Source organism: Streptomyces sp. NPDC002104 (assembly GCF_053593795.1).
On sequence record NZ_JBSFDF010000029.1, the window covers coordinates 75,605 to 94,116 of the forward strand.

The 18,512-nt window shown below is 72.4% G+C and carries 16 protein-coding genes; 7 read left to right on the forward strand and 9 right to left on the reverse strand.

The window, feature by feature from the left end; genetic code table 11:
* Positions 1-70: 70 nt before the first annotated feature.
* Both ACWCP2_RS23685 and ACWCP2_RS23690 read right to left on the reverse strand, forming a co-directional pair.
* On the reverse strand, positions 71-1,069 hold the full coding sequence (locus ACWCP2_RS23685) for a Gfo/Idh/MocA family protein (RefSeq protein WP_450910568.1): 999 nt from the start codon (positions 1,067-1,069) through the stop codon (positions 71-73).
* Positions 1,066-2,463: an NDP-hexose 2,3-dehydratase family protein gene (locus ACWCP2_RS23690; RefSeq protein WP_450910569.1), complete on the reverse strand. Its 1,398-nt coding sequence runs from the start codon at positions 2,461-2,463 to the stop codon at positions 1,066-1,068. The genes ACWCP2_RS23685 and ACWCP2_RS23690 overlap by 4 nt, the downstream gene beginning before the upstream one ends.
* 169 nt (positions 2,464-2,632) lie before the next feature.
* On the opposite strand from ACWCP2_RS23690, the gene ACWCP2_RS23695 reads away from it, so the two are divergent.
* A complete protein-coding gene (locus tag ACWCP2_RS23695; protein WP_450910570.1) occupies positions 2,633-3,805 on the forward strand; it encodes a glycosyltransferase in 1,173 nt (390 codons plus the stop codon).
* Between the two features lie 104 nt (positions 3,806-3,909).
* Here ACWCP2_RS23695 and ACWCP2_RS23700 read toward each other — a convergent pair whose 3' ends face one another.
* Positions 3,910-5,607 (reverse strand): condensation domain-containing protein, encoded by a 1,698-nt coding sequence (locus tag ACWCP2_RS23700; RefSeq protein WP_450910571.1) that lies wholly within the window; start codon positions 5,605-5,607, stop codon positions 3,910-3,912.
* 128 nt (positions 5,608-5,735) lie between these two features.
* On the opposite strand from ACWCP2_RS23700, the gene ACWCP2_RS23705 reads away from it, so the two are divergent.
* On the forward strand, positions 5,736-6,317 hold the full coding sequence (locus tag ACWCP2_RS23705) for a TetR/AcrR family transcriptional regulator (RefSeq protein WP_450910572.1): 582 nt from the start codon (positions 5,736-5,738) through the stop codon (positions 6,315-6,317).
* 51 nt (positions 6,318-6,368) lie between these two features.
* Here ACWCP2_RS23705 and ACWCP2_RS23710 read toward each other — a convergent pair whose 3' ends face one another.
* From ACWCP2_RS23710 to ACWCP2_RS23720, 3 genes are all read right to left on the reverse strand, one after another.
* Complete coding sequence (locus tag ACWCP2_RS23710; protein ID WP_450910573.1) at positions 6,369-6,839, reverse strand: DUF2871 domain-containing protein; 471 nt, start codon at positions 6,837-6,839, stop codon at positions 6,369-6,371.
* A gap of 244 nt (positions 6,840-7,083) precedes the next feature.
* The gene (locus ACWCP2_RS23715; protein WP_450910574.1) at positions 7,084-7,731 is read right to left on the reverse strand and encodes a LuxR C-terminal-related transcriptional regulator; all 648 of its coding nucleotides are present in this window, start codon (positions 7,729-7,731) and stop codon (positions 7,084-7,086) included.
* Entirely contained in the window at positions 7,716-8,936 is a 1,221-nt protein-coding gene (locus ACWCP2_RS23720; RefSeq protein WP_450910575.1) for a sensor histidine kinase, read from the reverse strand. Before ACWCP2_RS23720 ends, ACWCP2_RS23715 begins: the two co-directional genes overlap by 16 nt.
* Before the next feature lie 110 nt (positions 8,937-9,046).
* Between ACWCP2_RS23720 and ACWCP2_RS23725 the strand changes: the two genes are divergently transcribed.
* The 4 genes from ACWCP2_RS23725 to ACWCP2_RS23740 all read left to right on the forward strand — a co-directional run bounded on the left by ACWCP2_RS23725 (position 9,047) and on the right by ACWCP2_RS23740 (position 14,274).
* Positions 9,047-9,814, forward strand: a complete 768-nt coding sequence (locus ACWCP2_RS23725) for an ABC transporter ATP-binding protein (protein WP_450910576.1) — start codon at positions 9,047-9,049, stop codon at positions 9,812-9,814.
* Positions 9,814-12,207, forward strand: a complete 2,394-nt coding sequence (locus ACWCP2_RS23730; RefSeq protein ID WP_450910577.1) for an FtsX-like permease family protein — start codon at positions 9,814-9,816, stop codon at positions 12,205-12,207. Before ACWCP2_RS23725 ends, ACWCP2_RS23730 begins: the two co-directional genes overlap by 1 nt.
* Positions 12,208-12,391: 184 nt before the next feature.
* Complete coding sequence (locus tag ACWCP2_RS23735; protein WP_450910578.1) at positions 12,392-13,630, forward strand: NAD(P)/FAD-dependent oxidoreductase; 1,239 nt, start codon at positions 12,392-12,394, stop codon at positions 13,628-13,630.
* 95 nt (positions 13,631-13,725) lie between these two features.
* Positions 13,726-14,274, forward strand: a complete 549-nt coding sequence (locus ACWCP2_RS23740; RefSeq protein ID WP_450910579.1) for a hypothetical protein — start codon at positions 13,726-13,728, stop codon at positions 14,272-14,274.
* Positions 14,275-14,416: 142 nt separating this feature from the next.
* On the opposite strand, the gene ACWCP2_RS23745 is transcribed toward ACWCP2_RS23740, so the two are convergent.
* A complete protein-coding gene (locus ACWCP2_RS23745; RefSeq protein WP_450910580.1) occupies positions 14,417-14,848 on the reverse strand; it encodes an OsmC family protein in 432 nt (143 codons plus the stop codon).
* Positions 14,849-15,068: 220 nt separating this feature from the next.
* Between ACWCP2_RS23745 and ACWCP2_RS23750 the strand changes: the two genes are divergently transcribed.
* Complete coding sequence (locus ACWCP2_RS23750; protein ID WP_450910581.1) at positions 15,069-15,944, forward strand: hypothetical protein; 876 nt, start codon at positions 15,069-15,071, stop codon at positions 15,942-15,944.
* 89 nt (positions 15,945-16,033) lie between these two features.
* Here the strand turns inward: ACWCP2_RS23750 and ACWCP2_RS23755 are convergent, their stop codons facing one another.
* Together ACWCP2_RS23755 and ACWCP2_RS23760 are read right to left on the reverse strand one after the other, a co-directional pair.
* Entirely contained in the window at positions 16,034-18,223 is a 2,190-nt protein-coding gene (locus ACWCP2_RS23755) for an FG-GAP repeat domain-containing protein (protein ID WP_450910582.1), read from the reverse strand.
* Complete coding sequence (locus ACWCP2_RS23760) at positions 18,126-18,503, reverse strand: TetR/AcrR family transcriptional regulator C-terminal domain-containing protein (RefSeq protein ID WP_450910583.1); 378 nt, start codon at positions 18,501-18,503, stop codon at positions 18,126-18,128. The genes ACWCP2_RS23755 and ACWCP2_RS23760 overlap by 98 nt, the downstream gene beginning before the upstream one ends.
* Between the last annotated feature and the right edge of the window lie 9 nt (positions 18,504-18,512).

Genomic DNA, 18,512 nt, shown 5'->3' on the forward strand with positions numbered 1-18,512 from the left:
GTGATGGCCGATGGGCCGGTGCGTGCGGTGAGGTCCACCGCACACGCCGGCCCATCGGCCGTTGCGCCCGTCAGAACGAGGCGGCGCGCTCCACCTCGTCCACGAGCCGGGCGTGGGCCAGGATCGCCTCCGTGTGCGGGGTGAAGTCCTCCCCGCACAGCACGGCCCGGGCGAACACGCCGGCGATGTTCGTGAAGTGCCGGTCCGGCCGGAGCGGCATCTCCGTGACGGTGCCCCCGCGCTCGACCCGGAGCACCGGCGTGAGCTCGTCCGGCGTGCTGAAGGCGCGCTCCAGACGCAGCCGTCCCTCGCTGCCCCACAGCCCGTAGCCGCTGAGGTACCCGTGCTCGACCCCGTAGGCGAGCTGGGCCGCCACCCCCGACGGCGCGACGAGCAGCGCGCTGCCCGCGGGCCGAGGGCCGTACGGGCCGTCCGGGCGCACCTGCGCACCCGCGACCCGCAGTCCGTCACCGAGGAAGAGCCGGGCGGCCCGGATCGGATAGGCGGCGACCTCCGGCAGGGTGCTCGCGCGCCGCGGCAGCCCGCCGGGCCCCGCGTCGGGGCGCAGCGGGATGCCGAACTCCGAGCTGAAGAGCTGCACCTCGCCGATCAAGCCGTCGGCCACCAGGCGGCGCACCTCCGCGTGCTGGGAGTGGTGGAGGAACATGAAGTTCTCCATCAGCAGCAGGCCGCTCTCCCGGGCGAAGGACACGGCCTTCTCCGCGTCGGCCAGGCTGGTGGCGAACGGCTTCTCGCACAGCACGTGCTTGCCGGCGGCCAGCGCCCGCAGGGTCCACTCCACGTGCAGCTCGGGCGGCAGCGGCACGTACACCGCGTCCACGTCGTCCCGCTCCAGCAGCCGCTCGTACCCGGCCACGGCGGCGCCGCCGAACCGCTCGGCGAAGTGCCGCGCCCGCTCGATCCCGCGGCTGGCCACGGCCGTCACCTCGACGAGCGGCTGCGCCAGCATCGAGGGCAGCATGCGGCGCTCGGCGATGTCCGCGCACCCCAGCACGCCGATCCGCAGCCTCCCGGCCCCGGGCCCCGCACCGCCTGCGTTCCCGCTCACAGGCCGTACTCCCCGTCCAGCGCCCGGGTCGCGCGCAGGCTGGTCAGCAGCGTCCTGGCCTCGATGTTCAGGTAGTTGCTGTGCCGCAGCAGGCCCGCGAGCTGGCCCGGGGTCACCCAGAGGAAGTCGTCGGGCACGTCGAGGGGGAAATCGTCCCCCACCTCGACGAGCACGTACCGGTTGCCCGCGTGGTGGAAACGGCCGCCCTCCTCGGACTGCACGGTGTCGTACAGCAGCCGGCCGTGACCCCGCAGGACCAGTTCGAGGTAGCGCGGCCGCTGCTCCGGGGGCAGGGTCAGCGCCCGGGCCGGCTGGCACTGGACGGTCGGGCCCAGCTCCGCCACGTCCAGTACGCCCGCCTCGGACCTGGCCTGCGCCAGCAGATGGGTCACTCCGCCGATCCGGCGGACCAGGAAGGCGGCGAGCCCCTGCTCGGCGGGGGCGATCAGCGGCTGGGTCCAGCTCTTCACCTCGCGGTTCGCGGCCTCCACGGAGGCCGCGATCACGCTGAAGTGCTGGCCCGTCTCGTGCTGGATCGCGTACTCCGTGCGCTGCCACCGCTGTACGTCCGACAGCGGCATGGTGGTCTGCACGAGCTCCCGGAGCGCCTTGATCTCGGTGAGCCGGTTCAGCAGGGTTTCCGTGCTGTGCAGCGGAGTGCCCTCACTGGCGAACGAGGGGATCAGCGACAGCACCGTACGGGCGTCCATGTTGACCACGTTGGACTCGTTCAGCAGCTGGTGGATCTGGCCGAGCGTCAGCCACATGAAGTCCTCGTGCTCCGGCACGTCGCCGATGGCCTCCACGACCATGTTCCGGTTGCGCTTGCGCAGGAACCAGGAACCCTGCTCGGACTGGAGCGAGTCGTAGAGCACCCGCGAGCCCACCCGCGGCGGCCGGAAGTACTCGATGTAGTTGACGGCCGCGCCCTTGTGCACACCGGTGTAGTTGCTCCGGGTGGCCTGCACGGTGGGGGACAGCTGCACCGTCTCGATGTTCCCGGGCTCCATCTTGGCCTGCATCAGGCAGTGCAGGACGCCGTCGAACTCCTTGACGACGATGCCCAGGATCCCGATCTCGGGCTGGTTGATGATCGGCTGCGACCAGGACGCGCCGTAGCCGTTCCACTCGGAGCGCACGTCCAGGCCCACGACGGAGAAGAACCGTCCGCTGTCGTGGACGAGGTTCCCCGTGGAGTCCTCGAAGTGCCAGCCGACCAGCTCGGAGAAGGGGATGCGCCGCACGTCGTAGCGGTTGGTGCGCCGCTGCTCCGCGAACCACGCGCGGAACACCGCGTTGGGCGTCACCGTGCTGTCGAGGGTCTGGGCCGACAGCGTGAACCGTCGCCCGAGACTCGGAACGAGGCCCGCGGGCACCGTCTGGGCTGTGATCATCAATGGCTCCTTCGGCTTGTTCCGCATGCCCAGGGGCAGGCGGCCGCATCGCGAGGATGGGGGAGCCCGATCGGCCGCCACTGGAGCGAGCCTCGACAGAAAATAGACCGACGATAAAATTTCTAGCAGCACTAGACATGCTCCGAAGGTGTCCCTACGCTGAGGCCTCATGAGAATCCTCTTTGCCAGCGTGGGCAATTTCGGGCACGTCTTCCCCTTGCTTCCCTTGGCGAGGGCCGCACGGGCGGCCGGCCACCAGGTCGCGTTCGCCACGGGTGAGCAGTTCCACCAGACCCTCCGTGAGGCGGGGTTCGAACCGGTGACGGCAGGCCGGTCCGTGCCCGAGGCATTCATCGAAGCAGCGGGCGGTCAAGCCTTCCTCGAGGCGCACGGCGGCGAGGTGGGCGCTCAGGACGTTCCGGCGTCGGTCCTCGCGGACCTGCACATCAAGGTGTTCGGCTCCGTCCTGCCCCGGTGGATCGCCGCCGACCTGGCCACGGCCTTCGCCTCCTACCGCCCCGACCTGGTGGTCCACGAGGTGCTCAACCCGGGCGCCGGCTTCGCCGCGCGGCTCGCCGGCATCCCCGCCGTCGCGCACGACGTGGGCCTGCTCGCGCAGGACCACGAGGCCGACCGGCTCCGCCAGGAGATCCTCGCCACCGCGGCCGACCTCGGCGTCGACGTTCCCGCCGACCGGGTCAGCACCCTGGGCAACACCCTCATCGACATCTGCCCGCCCTCCATCCAGGACCGGGGCGTCCTGGAGTCCGGCCACCCGCGCATCGAGCTGCGCCCCGTCCCGTACGCGGAGCAGGGCGAGATCCCCGGCGGACTGGGCGCCTCCGGCGACCCGTTCGTGTACCTCACGCTGGGCACCGCGCTGGGCTCCGCCGAGAACCTGCGCACCGTCATCGACGGACTGCGCCCGCTGGGCGTACCGGTACTGGTGGCCACCGGCTTCCGGATCCAGCTCGCCGAGCTCGGCGAACTGCCGCCCCACGTGATCGCCGCGCCGTGGGTTCCGCAGTCCGAGGTCCTGGCGCGCGCCTCGCTGGTGGTCCAGCACGGTGGCAGCGGTACGACCCTGGCCGCGCTCTCGGCCGGACTGCCCCAGCTGATCATCCCGCAGGGCGCGGACGGCCCGGCCAACGGCCAGGCCCTGTACGCCGCCGGCGCGGGCGAGTTCGTCTCCGACCTCGCGGACGACGCCGTGACGGACAAGGCCCGCCTCATCCTGGCCGACGAGAGCTACCGGGACGCGGCCCGCAAGGTCGCGGCGGAGATCGCCGCGATGCCGTCCCCGGACGAGGTCGCCGCCCGCCTCCCCGGCCTCGCCGGCTGACACCGGACTCCCGGACGTCCATCCCCCGTCGTCCGGGCCCACGGCATCCGGTGTGCGCGGACCATCCCCCGTCGCGCGCACACCGGATGTACTGTGGCCCGCCGTCAGACCAGGGGCGTGGCCCGGGGAGCGTCCTCCCGGCCGGGCCGGGCGGCACCGGCCCGGGCCGCCCCGGCGCCGGCGGCGGCCGGCAGTTCCTCCACGGGATCCTGCGGGTCCGCGCCCGTCAGCGCCTCCAGGCAGTGCCGCAGCTCGCCGGCCAGCCCCGCCGCCTCGGCCCGGGTGAACACCCCGGAGGCGAACTCCAGGCTCAGCAGCGGATCCTCTCCCCACCGCAGCACCCGCAGCGCGGCGTCCGCGGTGGTGCCGCCCAGGTGCCCGTGGTGGAAGCGCGAGGTGAGCGCTCCCGCCTCCAGGGTCTCGGGCAGCAGTTCGTCGCAGGCCGCGAAGACCACCTGCGTCAGGGCGGGCCGGGACCGGTCCCCCGGGACTCCCAGCTCGCGCGCCAGGGCCGCCGTATCGAGGTCCGCGTACCCGAGGGCCTCACCGAACGCGCAGGCGACACCCCGCAGGAAGTAGTCGACCCCGCCCTCCAGCTCGCAGCACACCGGCACCGTCGCCGAGCACGGCGCGACCGTGCCCAGCAGCTCGGCCGTGGGGCGCCGCGGCATCTCGGTGCCCACCAGCAGCCGTTCGTGCCCGGAGCGCCGCCCCGCGGTCAGCGCCCACGCGGAGAGCAGGACCACCGCGTGCGGTACCCCGGCCCGCGCGGCCGCCGCGTCGACCGCCTCGCGCAGCCCCGGGCCGAGGCCGAACAGCACCCGGTCGCCGCGGAAGTCGAACACCGCCGGCCGCCGGCCCGGTTCCGTCAGGTCCACGACGGCGGGGAAGTCGCGCAGCCGCTCCACCCGTTGGGCCGCCAGCGCGCGCAGGGCCCCGGACCGGTCGAGCCCTTCGGCCCGCCGCAGGACCGCGTCCCCGCCGGAGCGCTCGCTCCGGTCGAGCGGCCGGCTCCGTACGGCGCGCCCGTAGTCGGCGAGCAGCTCCCGCCAGACCAGCGAGACGGACCAGCAGTCCACGGCGGCCTCGTGGTAGAGGAAGGTCAGCAGGTGCCGGCCGGCCGCCAGCCGGGTCAGGGCGAAGGCGAGCGGCGGCCGCTCCGGATGCCCGGCCAGGTGTTCCACGTCCACCGCCAGCCGTGCGTGCGCCGCGGCCACCGGGTCCCCGCCGAGGCCGGCGGGCACCTTCGGCATGACGACCAGCGGCAGCGTGTACGCGTCGAGCACCCGCCGTACGGGGCCTCGCGGCGAGGACCCGAACGCGGTGCGCAGCCCTTCGTGGCGCGAGCCCAGGGCGTCCAGGGCCGTGCGCAGGGCGCCCAGGTCGAGCGGCCCGGTGAGCTCGGCGCTGAGCATGCGGTGCACCGCGGCGGCGCCGGTGTACTGCTGCGCGGTGAGGGTCGCCAGCTGCCCGGGCAGCAGGGCCCGCGGCCCGGAGTCCGCCGCCCGGGGCGCGGCGGCGCGCGGGACGGCGACGGCCCGCGCGAGGACGTCGGCGAGGGGGACGGGGCCGAGCAGCTGCGGTATGTCCAGCGAGAGTTCCAGCTGTTCGCCGGCCAGGGCCTGCAGCCGCATGGCCTGCCCGAGGCCACCGCCGAGGGTCATGAACGGCGATCCCGAGGCCCGCGCGGGCAGGGTCCGCCGGTCGTGACCCAGCAGGTCCGCCGCCAGGTCGAGCAGCTGCTCCAGGGGAGTCGGGGTCTGCATGGGGGTGGCCTCTCCGTGGGCGGTCTTGCCCCGCATGCTGCCGACCGCACCTAGAGACGCACTGGACGACCGCTGCCGGCACCGGCCGAAAAGAGCCCCCGTACAAAGACAGAAACCCTATCACTGACAACTAGAATTTCACCGACAGTGCTACCGTAGTTCCCATGACCCTGAAAGAGCGCCGAGTCCGCGAACAGGCCCAGCGCCGCCAGCTGATCCTCACCACGGCCCGCGAGATGGCCGAGGCGGAGGGCTGGGACTTCGTCACCACGCGACGGCTGGCGGAGCGCATCGAGTACAGCCAGCCCGTGCTCTACCAGCACTTCAAGAACAAGGACGCCATCGTCAACGCGGTGGCCCTCGAAGGCTTCACCGAGCTGGCCGCGGCGCTGCACTCGGCCCGAGTCTCCTCGCAGGACCCGCACACGGCCCTGGACGCCGTCGCGCGCGCCTACGCCGACTTCGCGGCCCGCGGCCCGGTCCTCTACGAGGCCATGCTCACCCTCGACGTCGGCCTGGAGCAGGCCGGAACCGAAACTCCGCAGCCGCTCCAGGCGGCCTTCGCCGAGATCCGGCAGGCCGCCCTGCCCGTCGCGGCGGACCGCGACCCCGACCTCGTCGCCGAGGTCCTGTGGAGCGCCTGGCACGGCCTGGCCACCCTCACCTGGGGCCGCCGCCTGCGCCCGGACCTCGCGCGGGAACGCCTGGCCGCCCTGACCGGCATCCTGACCGGGCCGGCGGCCTGACCGGCCCGGCATTCTGACCGGGCCGGCGGCCGGCGCACCGTAAGGCGGCCTTCAGACGGAGCTGTTCACCGTCTCGGACCGCTCTTCGCCCTGTCCGCCCTGCCCGGGCAGGGCGCCCTCGTGCTCCTTGATCCGCTTGCCCAGCAGGATGAAGAGCAGGACGAGCCCCACCGTCAGGATGATGTGGCCCAAGCCGCCCACCAGGGCGAAGAGTTCGGGAACCTCGTTGCCGAGCACGGTCTGGGTGCCCCGGTAGAGCATGCTGAGGCAGGTGATCGAGAGGCCGGCGTTGTAGAACCAGAAGAAGTACGTGAACTGCTTCGTCCCGGAGAGCCCGAACACCTTGTCGAGGCCGAGGACTATCAGGAAGACGAGCATGCCCAGGGCGAGCAAGTGGGTGTGCAGGACGCCGAGCTGCGTCTCGCCCTCGAAATCGTTGATCTTGGTCAGCTCGCGGTAGTACAACCCGGAGATCACTCCGACGATCATGTAAACATGCGCCGCGACATACGACTTACGCATCCCCGTGCCCGCTCCCTGCTGATCCGATCGAGCCCCTGACGGTCGCCATTGAAGCATCTCGCTTCGTCTGTTCGGCGGAATCGGAAGGATCACTCGAGCCCGATTCGAGTGACATTCCACGCCCCCTGTAGCGCCACCGCGCGTGCGTGGCGTAGAGGTCCGCCATTTCCGGCCACGCACCGGGGCCCGTCGCCCGCCGACCGCACCCCGCCCGCCGGAGGTCCGGGCGGGACGGGGGGTTCCGTCATGCCCGCAGGAAGGCGAGGACCGCCAGGACCCTGCGGTGGCCCTCGGTGTCCACCGGCAGGTCCAGCTTGGCGAAGATGTTGCCGATGTGCTTGTTCACGGCCGCCTCGCTGATGAACAGGTGCGCGGCGAGACTGGCGTTGGTCCGGCCCTCCGCGACCAGCCCGAGCACCTCGCGCTCACGCGGGCTGAGCCGCTCCAAGGGGTCCTTCTGCAGCCTCACGAGCTGGTGGATCACCTCGGGGTCCACCACGGTCCCGCCGGCGGCGACCCGCTCGATCGCCGACGTGAAATCGGCCACCGCGCTCACCCGTTCCTTGAGCAGGTAGCCCACCCCGGCCCCGCCGCCCGAGTCCAGCAGGCCCAGCGCGTAGGAGCGTTCCACGTACTGGCTGAGGACGAGCACGGGCAGCCCGGGGAACTCCTCGCGCAGCCCCACCGCCGCCCGCAGGCCGTCGTCGCTCATCGACGGCGGCATCCGCACGTCGGTGACGATCAGGTCCGGCCGGCCGGCGCGTACGGCACGGACCAGGGCGCCGGCGTCACCGACCGCCGCCACCACCTCGTGGCCGACCCGTTGCAACAGCCCGACCAGGCCCTCGCGCAACAGGACGGCGTCCTCGGCCACGATCAGGCGAAGTGACACGGAACCTCCACGTGCAGCAGGGTCGGACCACCGGCCGGGCTCGACACCCGCATCCGGCCGTCGAGCGCCGTGACCCGGTCGGCGAGCCCGGTCACCCCGCCGCCCGCCTCCGGATCGACACCGCCACGGCCGTCGTCCGAGATGTCGAAGATCAACAGATCGGCATGGTAGCGACCCCGCACCTCCGCGGTCGTGGCCCCACTGTGCTTGGCGATGTTCGTCATGGCCTCGTTGATCAGGTAGTACATGGTCGTCTCCAGCTTCCTGGGCAGCCGTTCGGGCAGCCGCAGGTCCACCGTGACCGGTATCGGGAACCGGCCGGCGTAGTCCTCGATCGCCGCGACCAGCCCGTGATCGGCCAGCACCGGCGGATTGAGCCCCCGGATCAGGGCCCGCAACTCCTGGTGGGCGGTGGAGAGCTGGCCCTCCGCCTGGGTGAGCAGCTCGGCCTGGGGGGACCCGTCCGGGGTGTCCAGCCGCAGCATCGCCAGGGTCATCCCCAGGGAGACCAGCCGCTGCTGCGCCCCGTCGTGCAGATCGCGTTCGATCCGCACCCGCTCGGCGTCGAAGGAGTCCAGCAGGCGGGACTGCGAGGCGCGGACCTCGCGCAGTTCCTCGCCGAGCTCCCGGTCGCGCGGGGCCAGGAAGGTGCGCGCCATGGCGGCCCGCGCCCCCGCCCACGAGGTCACGGTGTAGGGCGAGGCGAGCAGCACGATCCCGCCGAAGACCGTCCAGGGCCAGGTGTCGCCGTCCACCGAGGCGATGGTCACGGCGGGCACCCCGAAGGAGAAGCCCAGCACGAGCAGGTCCAGCCACCACAGCGCGGCCGCCGAGACCAGCGTGAACACCAGCTCGCGCCAGGTCACCGGCTCCTTGAGCCGGGTGGCCACCCAGTCCCGCACCCCCCGCCCGTCGGGCCGGCGGTGCGGATCGGGCAGGTGGCCGAGGTCCACCAGCCGCAGCCTTCGGCGTTCCACCGAGGCCACCACGGTGGAGGCCAGGACCAGCCCCACCAGGGGCGCGATCCCGATCAGCACCACCAGCAGGACGAGCCCCGCGGCCAGACCGGCCGCGAAGACCGCGACGGCGGCCGAGCCGACCAGGACGCCCCCGGTCAGATAGGCCAGGGACCGCCATGGCCAGGTCGAGGTCAGGAAGCTCACAGGGCGCTGAGCCATGGCCTGCCAGGCCGTCGTGGGACGCATGGGCCCCACCGTAGCCCGGCCCTTCCGACCTGCGCGGTAGAGCTGCCTCTACCTCGGGAGTAGAGGCTGGATCAGTGCCCGGACACCCCCTCGTGGCATGGAATCGACCCATGACGACGACGAGCCGAACCCCCGTGCAGGACGCGGTCGAACTCCACGCGGTACGCAAGGTCCACGGCACCGGTGACCGCTCCGTGACCGCCCTGGACGGCGTCTCCACCGGCTTCCCGCGCGGCACCTTCACCGCGATCATGGGCCCTTCCGGCTCCGGGAAGTCCACCCTGCTGCACTGCGCGGCGGGGCTGGAGCAGCCGACCGACGGGCGGATCGTCCTCGCGGGCGTGGACATCGGCCGGCAGACCGAGAGGGAGCGCACCAGGCTCCGCCGCGACCACATCGGCTTCGTCTTCCAGGCCTTCAACCTCGTCGAGTCGCTGACGGCGGCCCAGAACGTCGAACTGCCGTCCCGGTTCGCCGGCCGCCGGGCCGCCCGCGAGCAGGTCGCGCACGCGCTCGCCGCGGTCGGCCTCGCCGACCGCGCCGGCCACCGCCCCAGCGAGCTCTCCGGCGGCCAGCAGCAGCGCGTCGCCCTCGCCCGCGCCCTGGTCACCCGGCCCGACGTGCTCTTCGCGGACGAGCCCACCGGCGCCCTGGACACGGTCACCTCCCAAGAGGTGCTGCGGATGATGCGGATGCTGGTCGACGAGGAGGGCCAGACCACCCTGATGGTCACCCACGACCCGGTCGCGGCGGCCGTGGCCGACGTCGTCGTCTTCCTCAAGGACGGCCGCATCGCCGACCGCGTACCGCTGAGCCGGGCTCCGGGCAGCGCCAACGCCGCCGCGATCGCCTCCCACATGGCCGGACTGGAGGCGTGATGCTGATCCTCGCGAACGTCCGCGCACGCCGGTCCGGATTCCTCGGCGCCTTCATCGCCGTCCTGGCCGGCGTGGCCCTCATCACCACCACCCTGGTCCTCTACGACTCCTCCCGCCCCACCGTCCAGCCCCGGTACGCCGGCGCCGCCGCGCTGGCCCTGCCCGAGCAGGCCCTCGACGCCGACGGAAGCCCCGGGGACCGGATCCCGTGGAGCAAGGAGGAGGCCGCGCCCCTCCTGGCCGGACTCGACGCGGTTCCCGCAGTGGCCTCCGTCGTGGTGGACCGCTCCTTCTATGCCCAGGCGATCGTCGGCGACGAGCCCGTCACCGACGAGGGGGCCCTGGAATCCGGTCACGGCTGGGGCAGCGCCCGGATGGCGCCCTACGAGCTGGTCTCCGGCCGGGCCCCGCGCGGCGACCGCGAGGTCGTGGTCGACCGGGCCCTGGACGCGGCCGTCGGCAGCGAACTCACCGTCAACATCACCCGGGGCCGCGAGCGGTTCACCGTCGTCGGCACCGTCGACGGCCCCGGCTTCTACTTCAGCGAGGCGTTCGCCGCCGGACAGCAGCCCGGCGTCCGCGCCATCGCCCTGATCGCCGACCAGGGCGCCGCCGCCTCCTCCGCCGCCTCCGCGATCGCCGCCGGAGCCCGCGAGGTCCTCGACGGCCGGGGCACCGTGGTCACCGGGGAGGGCCGCTCCGCACTCCAGCCCGCGAACATCGAGCACAAGCGCTTCCTCGGCGTCCAGCTCATCGGCGCCATGGCCATCCTCGGCCTGTTCACCACGGTCTTCGTCGTCGCCTCCATGCTGGTCCTGGCGACCGGCATGCGCCGCCGCGAGATCGGCCTGCTGCGGACCATCGGCGCCGGACCCGATCAGATCCGCCGCATGATCCTCGGCGAGGCCGCCGTGGTCGGCGCCCTCGGTTCGATCGCGGGATGCCTGGCCGGGATCGCCGCCACGCCACTGCTGCGGGGCCTCCTGAACGACCTCGACGTGATCCCGCCGGACATGGACATCACCGTCTCCGCCTGGCCGCTGCTCACCGCCGCCGTGATCGGTGTCGGGGTCAGCGTCATCGGGGCCTGGGCCGCGGGCCGCAAGGCCGCGCGGGTGGCCCCGATCGAGGCCCTGCTCGACAGCCGGTCCGCCAACAACGGCATGGGGCGCGGCCGCTGGATCGCCGGCCTGGCACTCCTGGGCGCCGGTGTGGTCCTCGCCATCGGCACCGCCACCACCGCTGCCGACAGCCGGATCAACACGGCGATCTTCGCCACCATGACGCTCATCGTCGCGGCGGCCCTGCTCACCCCCGTCGTCATGGGCCCGATCGGCCGCGCCCTGACCGCGCCGTTCCAGCACGGGGGATCGGCCGGTCCGGTTCTGATCCGGGCCGAACTCGTGGCCAACTCCCGCCGCGCCGCCTCCCTGGTGGCCCCCGTGATCGCCGCCGTCGGGTTCGCGGTCCTGCTCAGCGGCATCGTGGAGACGATGCGGGTGGCCTACCCGGCGGGCGAGGCCCTCAAGGTCGCGGGCCAGACGATCGTCACCCCGGCCGGCACCCCCGGCAACACCGACGAGGCCGTCGCCGCCAACCCGGTGGGCAAGGCCGCCCTGCCGACCCGCGCCTTCGTCTCCACGGCCGCCGACCGGCCGACCGTCCTGGACGTCCTGGGCACCCGCGACCAGCGGTGGAACCAGCCGGGCGAGGCCGTCCTCGGCGAGCGGACCGCCAAGGAGCTGGGCCTGAAGCAGGGCGCGAGCGTCCCGGTCCGGTTCGCCGACGGCGCGAGCGTCACCCTGACGGTCGGCGCGGTCCTGCCCGACGACCCGGCCCGCGGCGACTTCGTGGTCGCCCGAGACCTGGTCCGGGCCCACGACCCGGCCGCGCTCACCGACGACATCTTCGTCCCGGCCGGCGCCGAGGCGTCCGGCGCCGTCCCCGGCACCGCCCTGCACGACGCCACGCGGTACGCCCTCGCGGACTACGACACCGACTCCAAGCTCACCGACAGCCTGGCCGGCCTGCTCATCTTCATCGCCGTCGGCTACAGCGTGATCGCCGTCGCCAACAGCATGGCCATGGCGGCCCACGGCCGGCGCCGCGACGTCGCGGTCATGAAATCCGCCGGCGGCACCGTCCGCCAACTGCTCCTCCTGTCCGTCGGCGAGAGCGCGACGGTCGTCATCGCCGGCGCCGCCCTCGGCATCCTGGTGACCCTGCCCCCGCTCGCGGGCATGGCCTCCGGCCTCTCCCAGGCCACCTCCTCCGACGTGGGCCTGACCCTGAACACCGGAGCCATCACCTGGGCGGTCATCGCCACCCTGCTCGCGGCGATCACCGCCGGGGTCACGGTCACCTGGCAGATGATGAGGAGCACGACCCCATAGACCCTCCGCACGCCCGCGCGGGCGGCCCCGGGGACATCCTCCCGGGGCCGCCGCCGGTGTGCGCGCGACCGGATCAACCGTAGGAAACATCCGCTGTGACCCAGGTCATGCGGCCCGGCCTGTCACACGGGCCGGGGGACCGGTGTCTTGTGCCCAGAACCCCTCGAGGCGATGGAGACACGAGATGAACCAGAACGTGAACACCGCAGTGGTCGTCATCGGTGGCGGATACGCGGGCGTCATGGCCGCGAACCGTCTGACGCAGCGCGGCGATGTGACGGTGACGCTGGTCAATCCGCGTGCGGACTTCGTTCACCGGGTCCGTCTGCACCAGCTGGTCGGCGGATCGGACGCCGCGGTCATCGCCTACGAGGACGTCCTCGCCGAAGGGGTCACCCTGGTCGTCGACGCGGTGGAGCGGATCGACGCGGAGGACCGCGGCCTGGCCCTGGCCTCGGGCGCCGCGCTCGCCTACGACTACCTCGTCTACGCGGTGGGCAGCGGCAGCGCCGACCTGGGGGTGCCGGGAGCGGCCGAGTTCGCGTACCCGATCGCGACGCTGGAGGACGCCCAGCGCCTGCGCCCGGCCCTGGAAGCGGCCCCGCGGGATGCGGTGGTGACGGTGGTGGGGGCGGGGCCGACGGGTATCGAGACGGCTGCCGAGCTGGCCGAGCAGGGCAGGGCCGTGACCCTGGTCTGCGGCGGGGTCCTCGGCCCGTACCTCCACGCGCGGGGCCGGCGTTCGGTCGCCGCACGGCTCGCCCGCCTCGGCGTGGAGGTCGTGGACGGCCCCGGCAGCAAGGTGACGGCGGTGACCCGCGAGGCCGTGCGCCTTGCGGACGGCCGGGAGCTGCCGGGCACGGTGACGATCTGGACGGCCGGGTTCAGCGTGCCGGACCTGGCGGTGCGCAGCGGTCTGACCACGGACCTGCTGGGGCGCCTCCTGACGGACGAGACGCTGACCAGCGTGGACGACGTACGGATCGTGGCGGCCGGGGACTCGGCGGCTCCGTCGGGGGCGCCGCTGCGGATGAGCTGCCAGGCCGCGATGCCGATGGGTGCCCGCGCGGCCGACACGGTCTTGAGCCGGATCGCGGACGAGGCGCCGGCGACCCTCAACCGGCCGTTCGCCGCCCAGTGCATCAGCCTGGGCCGGGGCGCGGGCATCTTCCAGTTCGCCAACCGGGCGGACGTGGCCGTGTGGTTCAACATCGACGGCCGTCCGGGCGCGAAGCTGAAGGAGCTCGTCTGCAAGGTGATCCCCAAGCACCTGGCCGACGAGGCGGGCAAGCCCGGTTCGTACAGCCTGCACCTCACGTCGGGCGGCGAGGCACGCCGGCGCCAGCTGGAGAGGGAGAGCCCTGCAAGAAGTCCGCAGGTAGTGACGGGTGGTGCGGCCGGGGCAGATTCACCCTCGTGTTGAAACTGCAACCATCTGGGGGGTTTCATCCCCGTACCGGAATTTGGCACCATGATCCAGTCCTGCATCGGCAGGACCTGATTCTGGGGGGAATCCCGATGTCCCGCATGCACCTTCTCGCCGCGCCCGTCCTGGCCGCCGGCCTGGCATTCGTCGCCGCCCCGAGCGCGAGCGCTGCCACCACCGCCACCATCAGCAAGGCCGAGTACGACCTGATCAAGCTCGGCACCACCACGTCCACCATGCACAGCATCGCCGACAGCGGCGCTTGTAAGCTCAAGAGCAGCGACAACTCCGGTGGCGTGTCCTACCGCCACTACGAGTGCAAGGGCAACAAGTCCTACAGCAGCGCTTCGTTCGACTTCGTCAACGGCAAGCTGGAGATCAAGGGCCAGTTCGGCCTGGACGGCCTGACGTCCAACGGCAAGATGACGAAGACCAAGTACGGCAAGATCAAGGTCGGCTCCACGATCACCCAGATGCACGAGATCGCCGGCAAGGGCACCTGCGTCCGCACCGCCCAGTCCCAGAGCCGCACCGACAGCATCTCGATCTACGACTGCGAGCAGTCCAGCACCTTCGGCGTCGCGAGCTTCCTCTTCGAGAACGGCAAGCTCACCACGCGCAGCCAGGCGGGCCTGCGCTGACGCGCCACGCCCTGAGATGACATGAGGGGGTGGTGGCGCCGCGGCGCCGCCACCCCCTCACGCACACCCGCGGCCCGCCCCCGGCAGGACCCGGGCCCGCCCGGCGCAGTCGTCGTCGAGCCACGCGCCGACGCGCGGCCGGTCAGTCCGCGTCGACGACCTTGACCGTGACCGGGGTTCCGGCCTCCACGGTGCGGCTCACCGTGCAGAGCTTGTCGTGGGAGGTCTTCACGGCGCGGGGCAGGATCGCACGGGCCCGGTCGCCGCCCTCGCCCGCGGGGAAGCCGACGCTGAAGGCGGCTTCCAGATCCGTCATGAGGTTGCCGCCCGCGTCCTCGGCCTTGTGCCCCTGCACGGCGACGGAGAACCCGGTGGGTTCGGCGTGCCGGCTGGTGGCCACGTCCACATCGGCCGCGGAACAGCCGCCGATCGCGGCGAGGAAGAGCTCGACGGGGGTGAAGCCCCCGCCGGACCCGGTACCGAAGGTGATCGTGTCACCCCGGGAGTTGGTCGCGGTGAACAGGCCCGGACCGGTCCGCTCGACGGTGACGGAGCGCAGGGAATCAGCAGTCATGAACCCGACGGTAGCCCCGCGGCCCCCCATGCGCCGCACCACACGGCGGAGCGCCTCCCGGTGCCGTGTCACACGCCTGTGACACGGACCGGACCATTCCACCCGCACAAGATCACTAATTTTCTTCTTGCAGCCAGCAGCCCGAACTCAACGGCCTCCACCGGAAGAGACCACGGCATACGGCTCTCCTTCACCCACAGCAAAGCTCCAAGGAGTCGTCATGCGCACCACCCTCCGCGCCGCCACCGCCACCCTCGCCCTCCTCGGCGCGGCGCTCGCCGTCCCCGCCACGGCGTTCGCGTCCTCTTCCCCGGCCCAGCAGGCTTCTCCCGCGCGCACCGAGGTGATCGCCGAGAACTGCGTCACGACCAAGGTGATCCCGTCCCTGTTCGCCGGCCTGACGGTCAAGCTGACCAACAGCGCCCACACCGGTGCCACGGCGCAGCTGCGCGACGAAGACGGCAAGGTGCTGGGCACGGTCGACCAGTCCAAGCCGCTCGACCTCTCCTCCGGCCTGCGGATCGACGGCGTGCTGTCCACCGCGCCCGTCTTCAAGCAGCGCACCCAGGGCGGCGACACGCCGTGGACCGCCACCGCGTTCCCGAAGCTCCCCAAGGAGTGCTTCGCCTCCGGCAGCCTCCACTCCACGAAGAAGTACGGCAGCCTGACCGTCAAGACGTACAAGTCCGGCCCGCAGGCCTTCAGCTCGTACATCATCGAGAACGGCAAGCGCGTGGGCTTCCTGCACCCGGCGCCCAACCGGTACCAGGACGTCCGCAAGGTCGGCGACCGCTACGTCCGCCTCACCATCGACGGCGGAACCCAGAGCTGGACCGGCGCCACCACCGCCTCCCCCAAGCTCGGCGTCTACAAGCTCGCGGGCGGCGAGAAGGTCCGCCTGGTCAAGAAGGACGGCCTGTACGGCGTCCGGATGACCTCGCACGGCGAATGGTTCAACGAGACCACCTACGCCAAGGGCAAGTCCGTCATCCTCCAGGACAACAACACCATCCTCGTCCTGAACGCGAACGGCACCCTCTCCAACTACATCTACGGCGTGGCCCGTCAGACCGCCCCGGTCTGGATCCAGGCCTGATCATCGCCAGAAGGGCCCTGCCGAACCGGCAGGGCCCTTCTCGATCTTGTCGACGCCGAGCAGGTCGGCTTCCTTGCCCCCGCCGGGCCTCAGACGACGTGCCGTCCCCCGTCGCCGACGTACGGCAGCGAGGCCAACTGCCTGGTCCGCAGCGGAGCCCGCCAGTCGCCGGTGCCCCCGTAGAGGTATCCGCCGGCCGGGCCGAGCGCCACCAGGTCGGGGCGGCCGTCGCGGTCCCCGTCTCCGATGGCGACGAGGTGCTGGTACTGGCCCCAGCCGGCGCCGACCCGCGTCGGCGCCGTGAACGTACCGTCGCCCTTGCCCAGGTACAGCCACAGGACCCCGGCCTTGTCCCGGGCCAGCAGATCGCCCGCCGGGCCGCCCGCGACGTTCCCGACGGCCGTCAGCTCGTTGAAGTTCTGCCAGCCGCCGCCGATCTTCCGACGGGCGGCGAAGGGGGCGGCGGCCGAGCCGGTGCCCTTGTAGTACCAGAGCACACCGGCCTTGTCGGCGGCGAGCAGGTCGGGGCGCCCGTCCCCGTTCAGGTCGCTGCCCGCCGCGATCCGCTCGTACGTGTTCCAGCCGCCGCCGATCTTCGTCCGCGCCGCGAACCCGCCCCGCCCGTTGCCCTGGTAGAGCCACAGCACACCGGTCTTGTCCCGGGCCACGAGATCGCCGACCGCCGTCCCGCCGACGTTCCCCGTCGCCTCGATCCGGTCGTACGCGTTCCAGCCCGAGCCGATCAGCCGGCGCGACTGGGCCGTCAGCTGGCCGTACTCCTTGTAGTACGCGGTGTCGCTCAGCCACAGCCGGCCGGCGGAGTCCCGGTCGATCACGTCCGGGCTGCCGTTGTCGTCGAAGTCGTGCGGCACGGCCTTGCGGGCCACCTGGAAGGTGCCCGACGCGGAGGTCGACGGACCGATCCCGTTGAGCGGCGCCGCCGTCATCTCCCACGTGTACGCACCGTTGTACGCGCTGGTGAAGTCCGCCCCGATCGTGCCGTCCCAGGCGAACGTCACCGTCGGGCTGTGCGGGTGGGTGACGCCGAACTCCCGCGTCTTCCCGGTCCGGATGTGCCGCAGGGTGACCTTCACGTCCACGCTGTGCCGGGAGAGCTGCCAGGTGAGGTCCGCCTTCCCGCCGTTCTCGTCCAGGTTGACGACGGCGGGGACGCTGTTGCCCTCGATGACGACACGGGTCGGCTCGCCGGTGCCCGCCGCCATGCGGACGACGGGAGCGGCGCCGCCCGCGCCGGGCGCGAGCTCGTACAGCCCCTCGCCGAGGCCGACGGTCCCGCCGCGCACGTACAGGCTGTCGGGGGCCGCCGCGAGCGAGGTGAGGTGGTCGAGCAGTTTCACCGTCTTCTTCGTCGCCGGATCGTAGGCGCTGACGGCGTACAGCGGATTGCTGTCACCGTTGTCGATGCCGCCCGCCTCGCCGTACACCACCCACCCGCCGACCAGCCCGATCTTCAGGTTGCCGGCCCACGCCTTCGGGAGCGGGACCCGCTCCACCGCCCCCGTGGACCGGTCCAGCAGGAACAGCGCCGGACTGTCCGTCCCGCCCGGCTCCGTCTCCGTCCAGGCGACGTGCGTCCGCGAAACGGCCATGGCGCCATCGAAGGCCCGCGCCGTCCGCGTGCGGATCCCGCTGACGGCGCCGGTGGTGAGGTCGACCAGCCCCCACCTCGCCGCCGCGCCGGCCTTGAACGTCACCAGGGCGTCCTCGGGGGTACCGGGGGAGAAGTCGACGGCGCTCGCACCGGCCGGCAGCCCGGTGACGGCCACCGTGCCACCCTCCGTGGCGTGCCGGTGCATCTGCACCGTGCTCCCGTCGCCGGTCAGGGTGAACAGGGCGTTGCCCGCCGACCCGAGGTACGTGGCGTTGTCCCGCTCCACCGGGAGGTCCAGCCTGGCCTTCGTCGACAGGTTCTCCGATGTCACGGAGAAGCCGTCGTAGGTGACCAGATAGTCCGCGGTCCGCGAGGACCGCAGCTTGACCCCGTCCGCGAGCCCCTTCGAGGACCCGTCGGAGTACCGGGTCCACCGGCTGTCCCCCCAGGCGTCCTTCGCCCGCGACACGAACCCGGTCAGCCCGGCCCCCGTCACCACCGCCCCCTTGCGGAACGGCACCGGGGCGGCCACATCGGCCACCCCGCCGACCGCGTACGCGGCCCCCGCGTCACCGGCGACGGGCCCGACCACGCCGAGCGTGACGGCGAGAACGGTGGCGGTGGCGGCGAACAGACCCACCTGCCGGGTGGAACGGGCTCGAAGCACGGACGGTTCTCCCTCGAAGACACAACACGACGCAGCGCACCAGGCGCTGCACAAGGAGGACCCACGACACCGCACAAGGGTTGTACGCGATCCACAACAACAGGCCGGAGAAGTGGTTCGCGGCGAGGAACGGGTCCTCGATGCGGAGCAGCCCCTGCCCGGCCAGGCGCCGGAAGGTCTCCGCCAGCGTGGCGAGCCCCCGCTGGAAGCCCCGTTCGTACCACTCGGTTCCCAGGTCGGAGAAGATGTTGAACGCGGGGCTCGATCGCGCACCGCGCACACTTCAGGA

Bases quoted from the DNA above. Each gene is read 5' to 3' on its own strand.
- ACWCP2_RS23690 (WP_450910569.1), bottom strand. From the start codon at position 2,463: ATGATCACAGCCCAGACGGTGCCCGCGGGCCTCGTTCCGAGTCTCGGG.
- ACWCP2_RS23695 (WP_450910570.1), top strand. From the start codon at position 2,633: ATGAGAATCCTCTTTGCCAGCGTGGGCAATTTCGGGCACGTCTTCCCC.
- ACWCP2_RS23700 (WP_450910571.1), bottom strand. From the start codon at position 5,607: ATGCGGGGCAAGACCGCCCACGGAGAGGCCACCCCCATGCAGACCCCG.
- ACWCP2_RS23705 (WP_450910572.1), top strand. From the start codon at position 5,736: ATGACCCTGAAAGAGCGCCGAGTCCGCGAACAGGCCCAGCGCCGCCAG.
- ACWCP2_RS23710 (WP_450910573.1), bottom strand. From the start codon at position 6,839: ATGCGTAAGTCGTATGTCGCGGCGCATGTTTACATGATCGTCGGAGTG.
- ACWCP2_RS23720 (WP_450910575.1), bottom strand. From the start codon at position 8,936: ATGCGTCCCACGACGGCCTGGCAGGCCATGGCTCAGCGCCCTGTGAGC.
- ACWCP2_RS23725 (WP_450910576.1), top strand. From the start codon at position 9,047: ATGACGACGACGAGCCGAACCCCCGTGCAGGACGCGGTCGAACTCCAC.
- ACWCP2_RS23730 (WP_450910577.1), top strand. From the start codon at position 9,814: ATGCTGATCCTCGCGAACGTCCGCGCACGCCGGTCCGGATTCCTCGGC.
- ACWCP2_RS23735 (WP_450910578.1), top strand. From the start codon at position 12,392: ATGAACCAGAACGTGAACACCGCAGTGGTCGTCATCGGTGGCGGATAC.
- ACWCP2_RS23740 (WP_450910579.1), top strand. From the start codon at position 13,726: ATGTCCCGCATGCACCTTCTCGCCGCGCCCGTCCTGGCCGCCGGCCTG.
- ACWCP2_RS23745 (WP_450910580.1), bottom strand. From the start codon at position 14,848: ATGACTGCTGATTCCCTGCGCTCCGTCACCGTCGAGCGGACCGGTCCG.
- ACWCP2_RS23750 (WP_450910581.1), top strand. From the start codon at position 15,069: ATGCGCACCACCCTCCGCGCCGCCACCGCCACCCTCGCCCTCCTCGGC.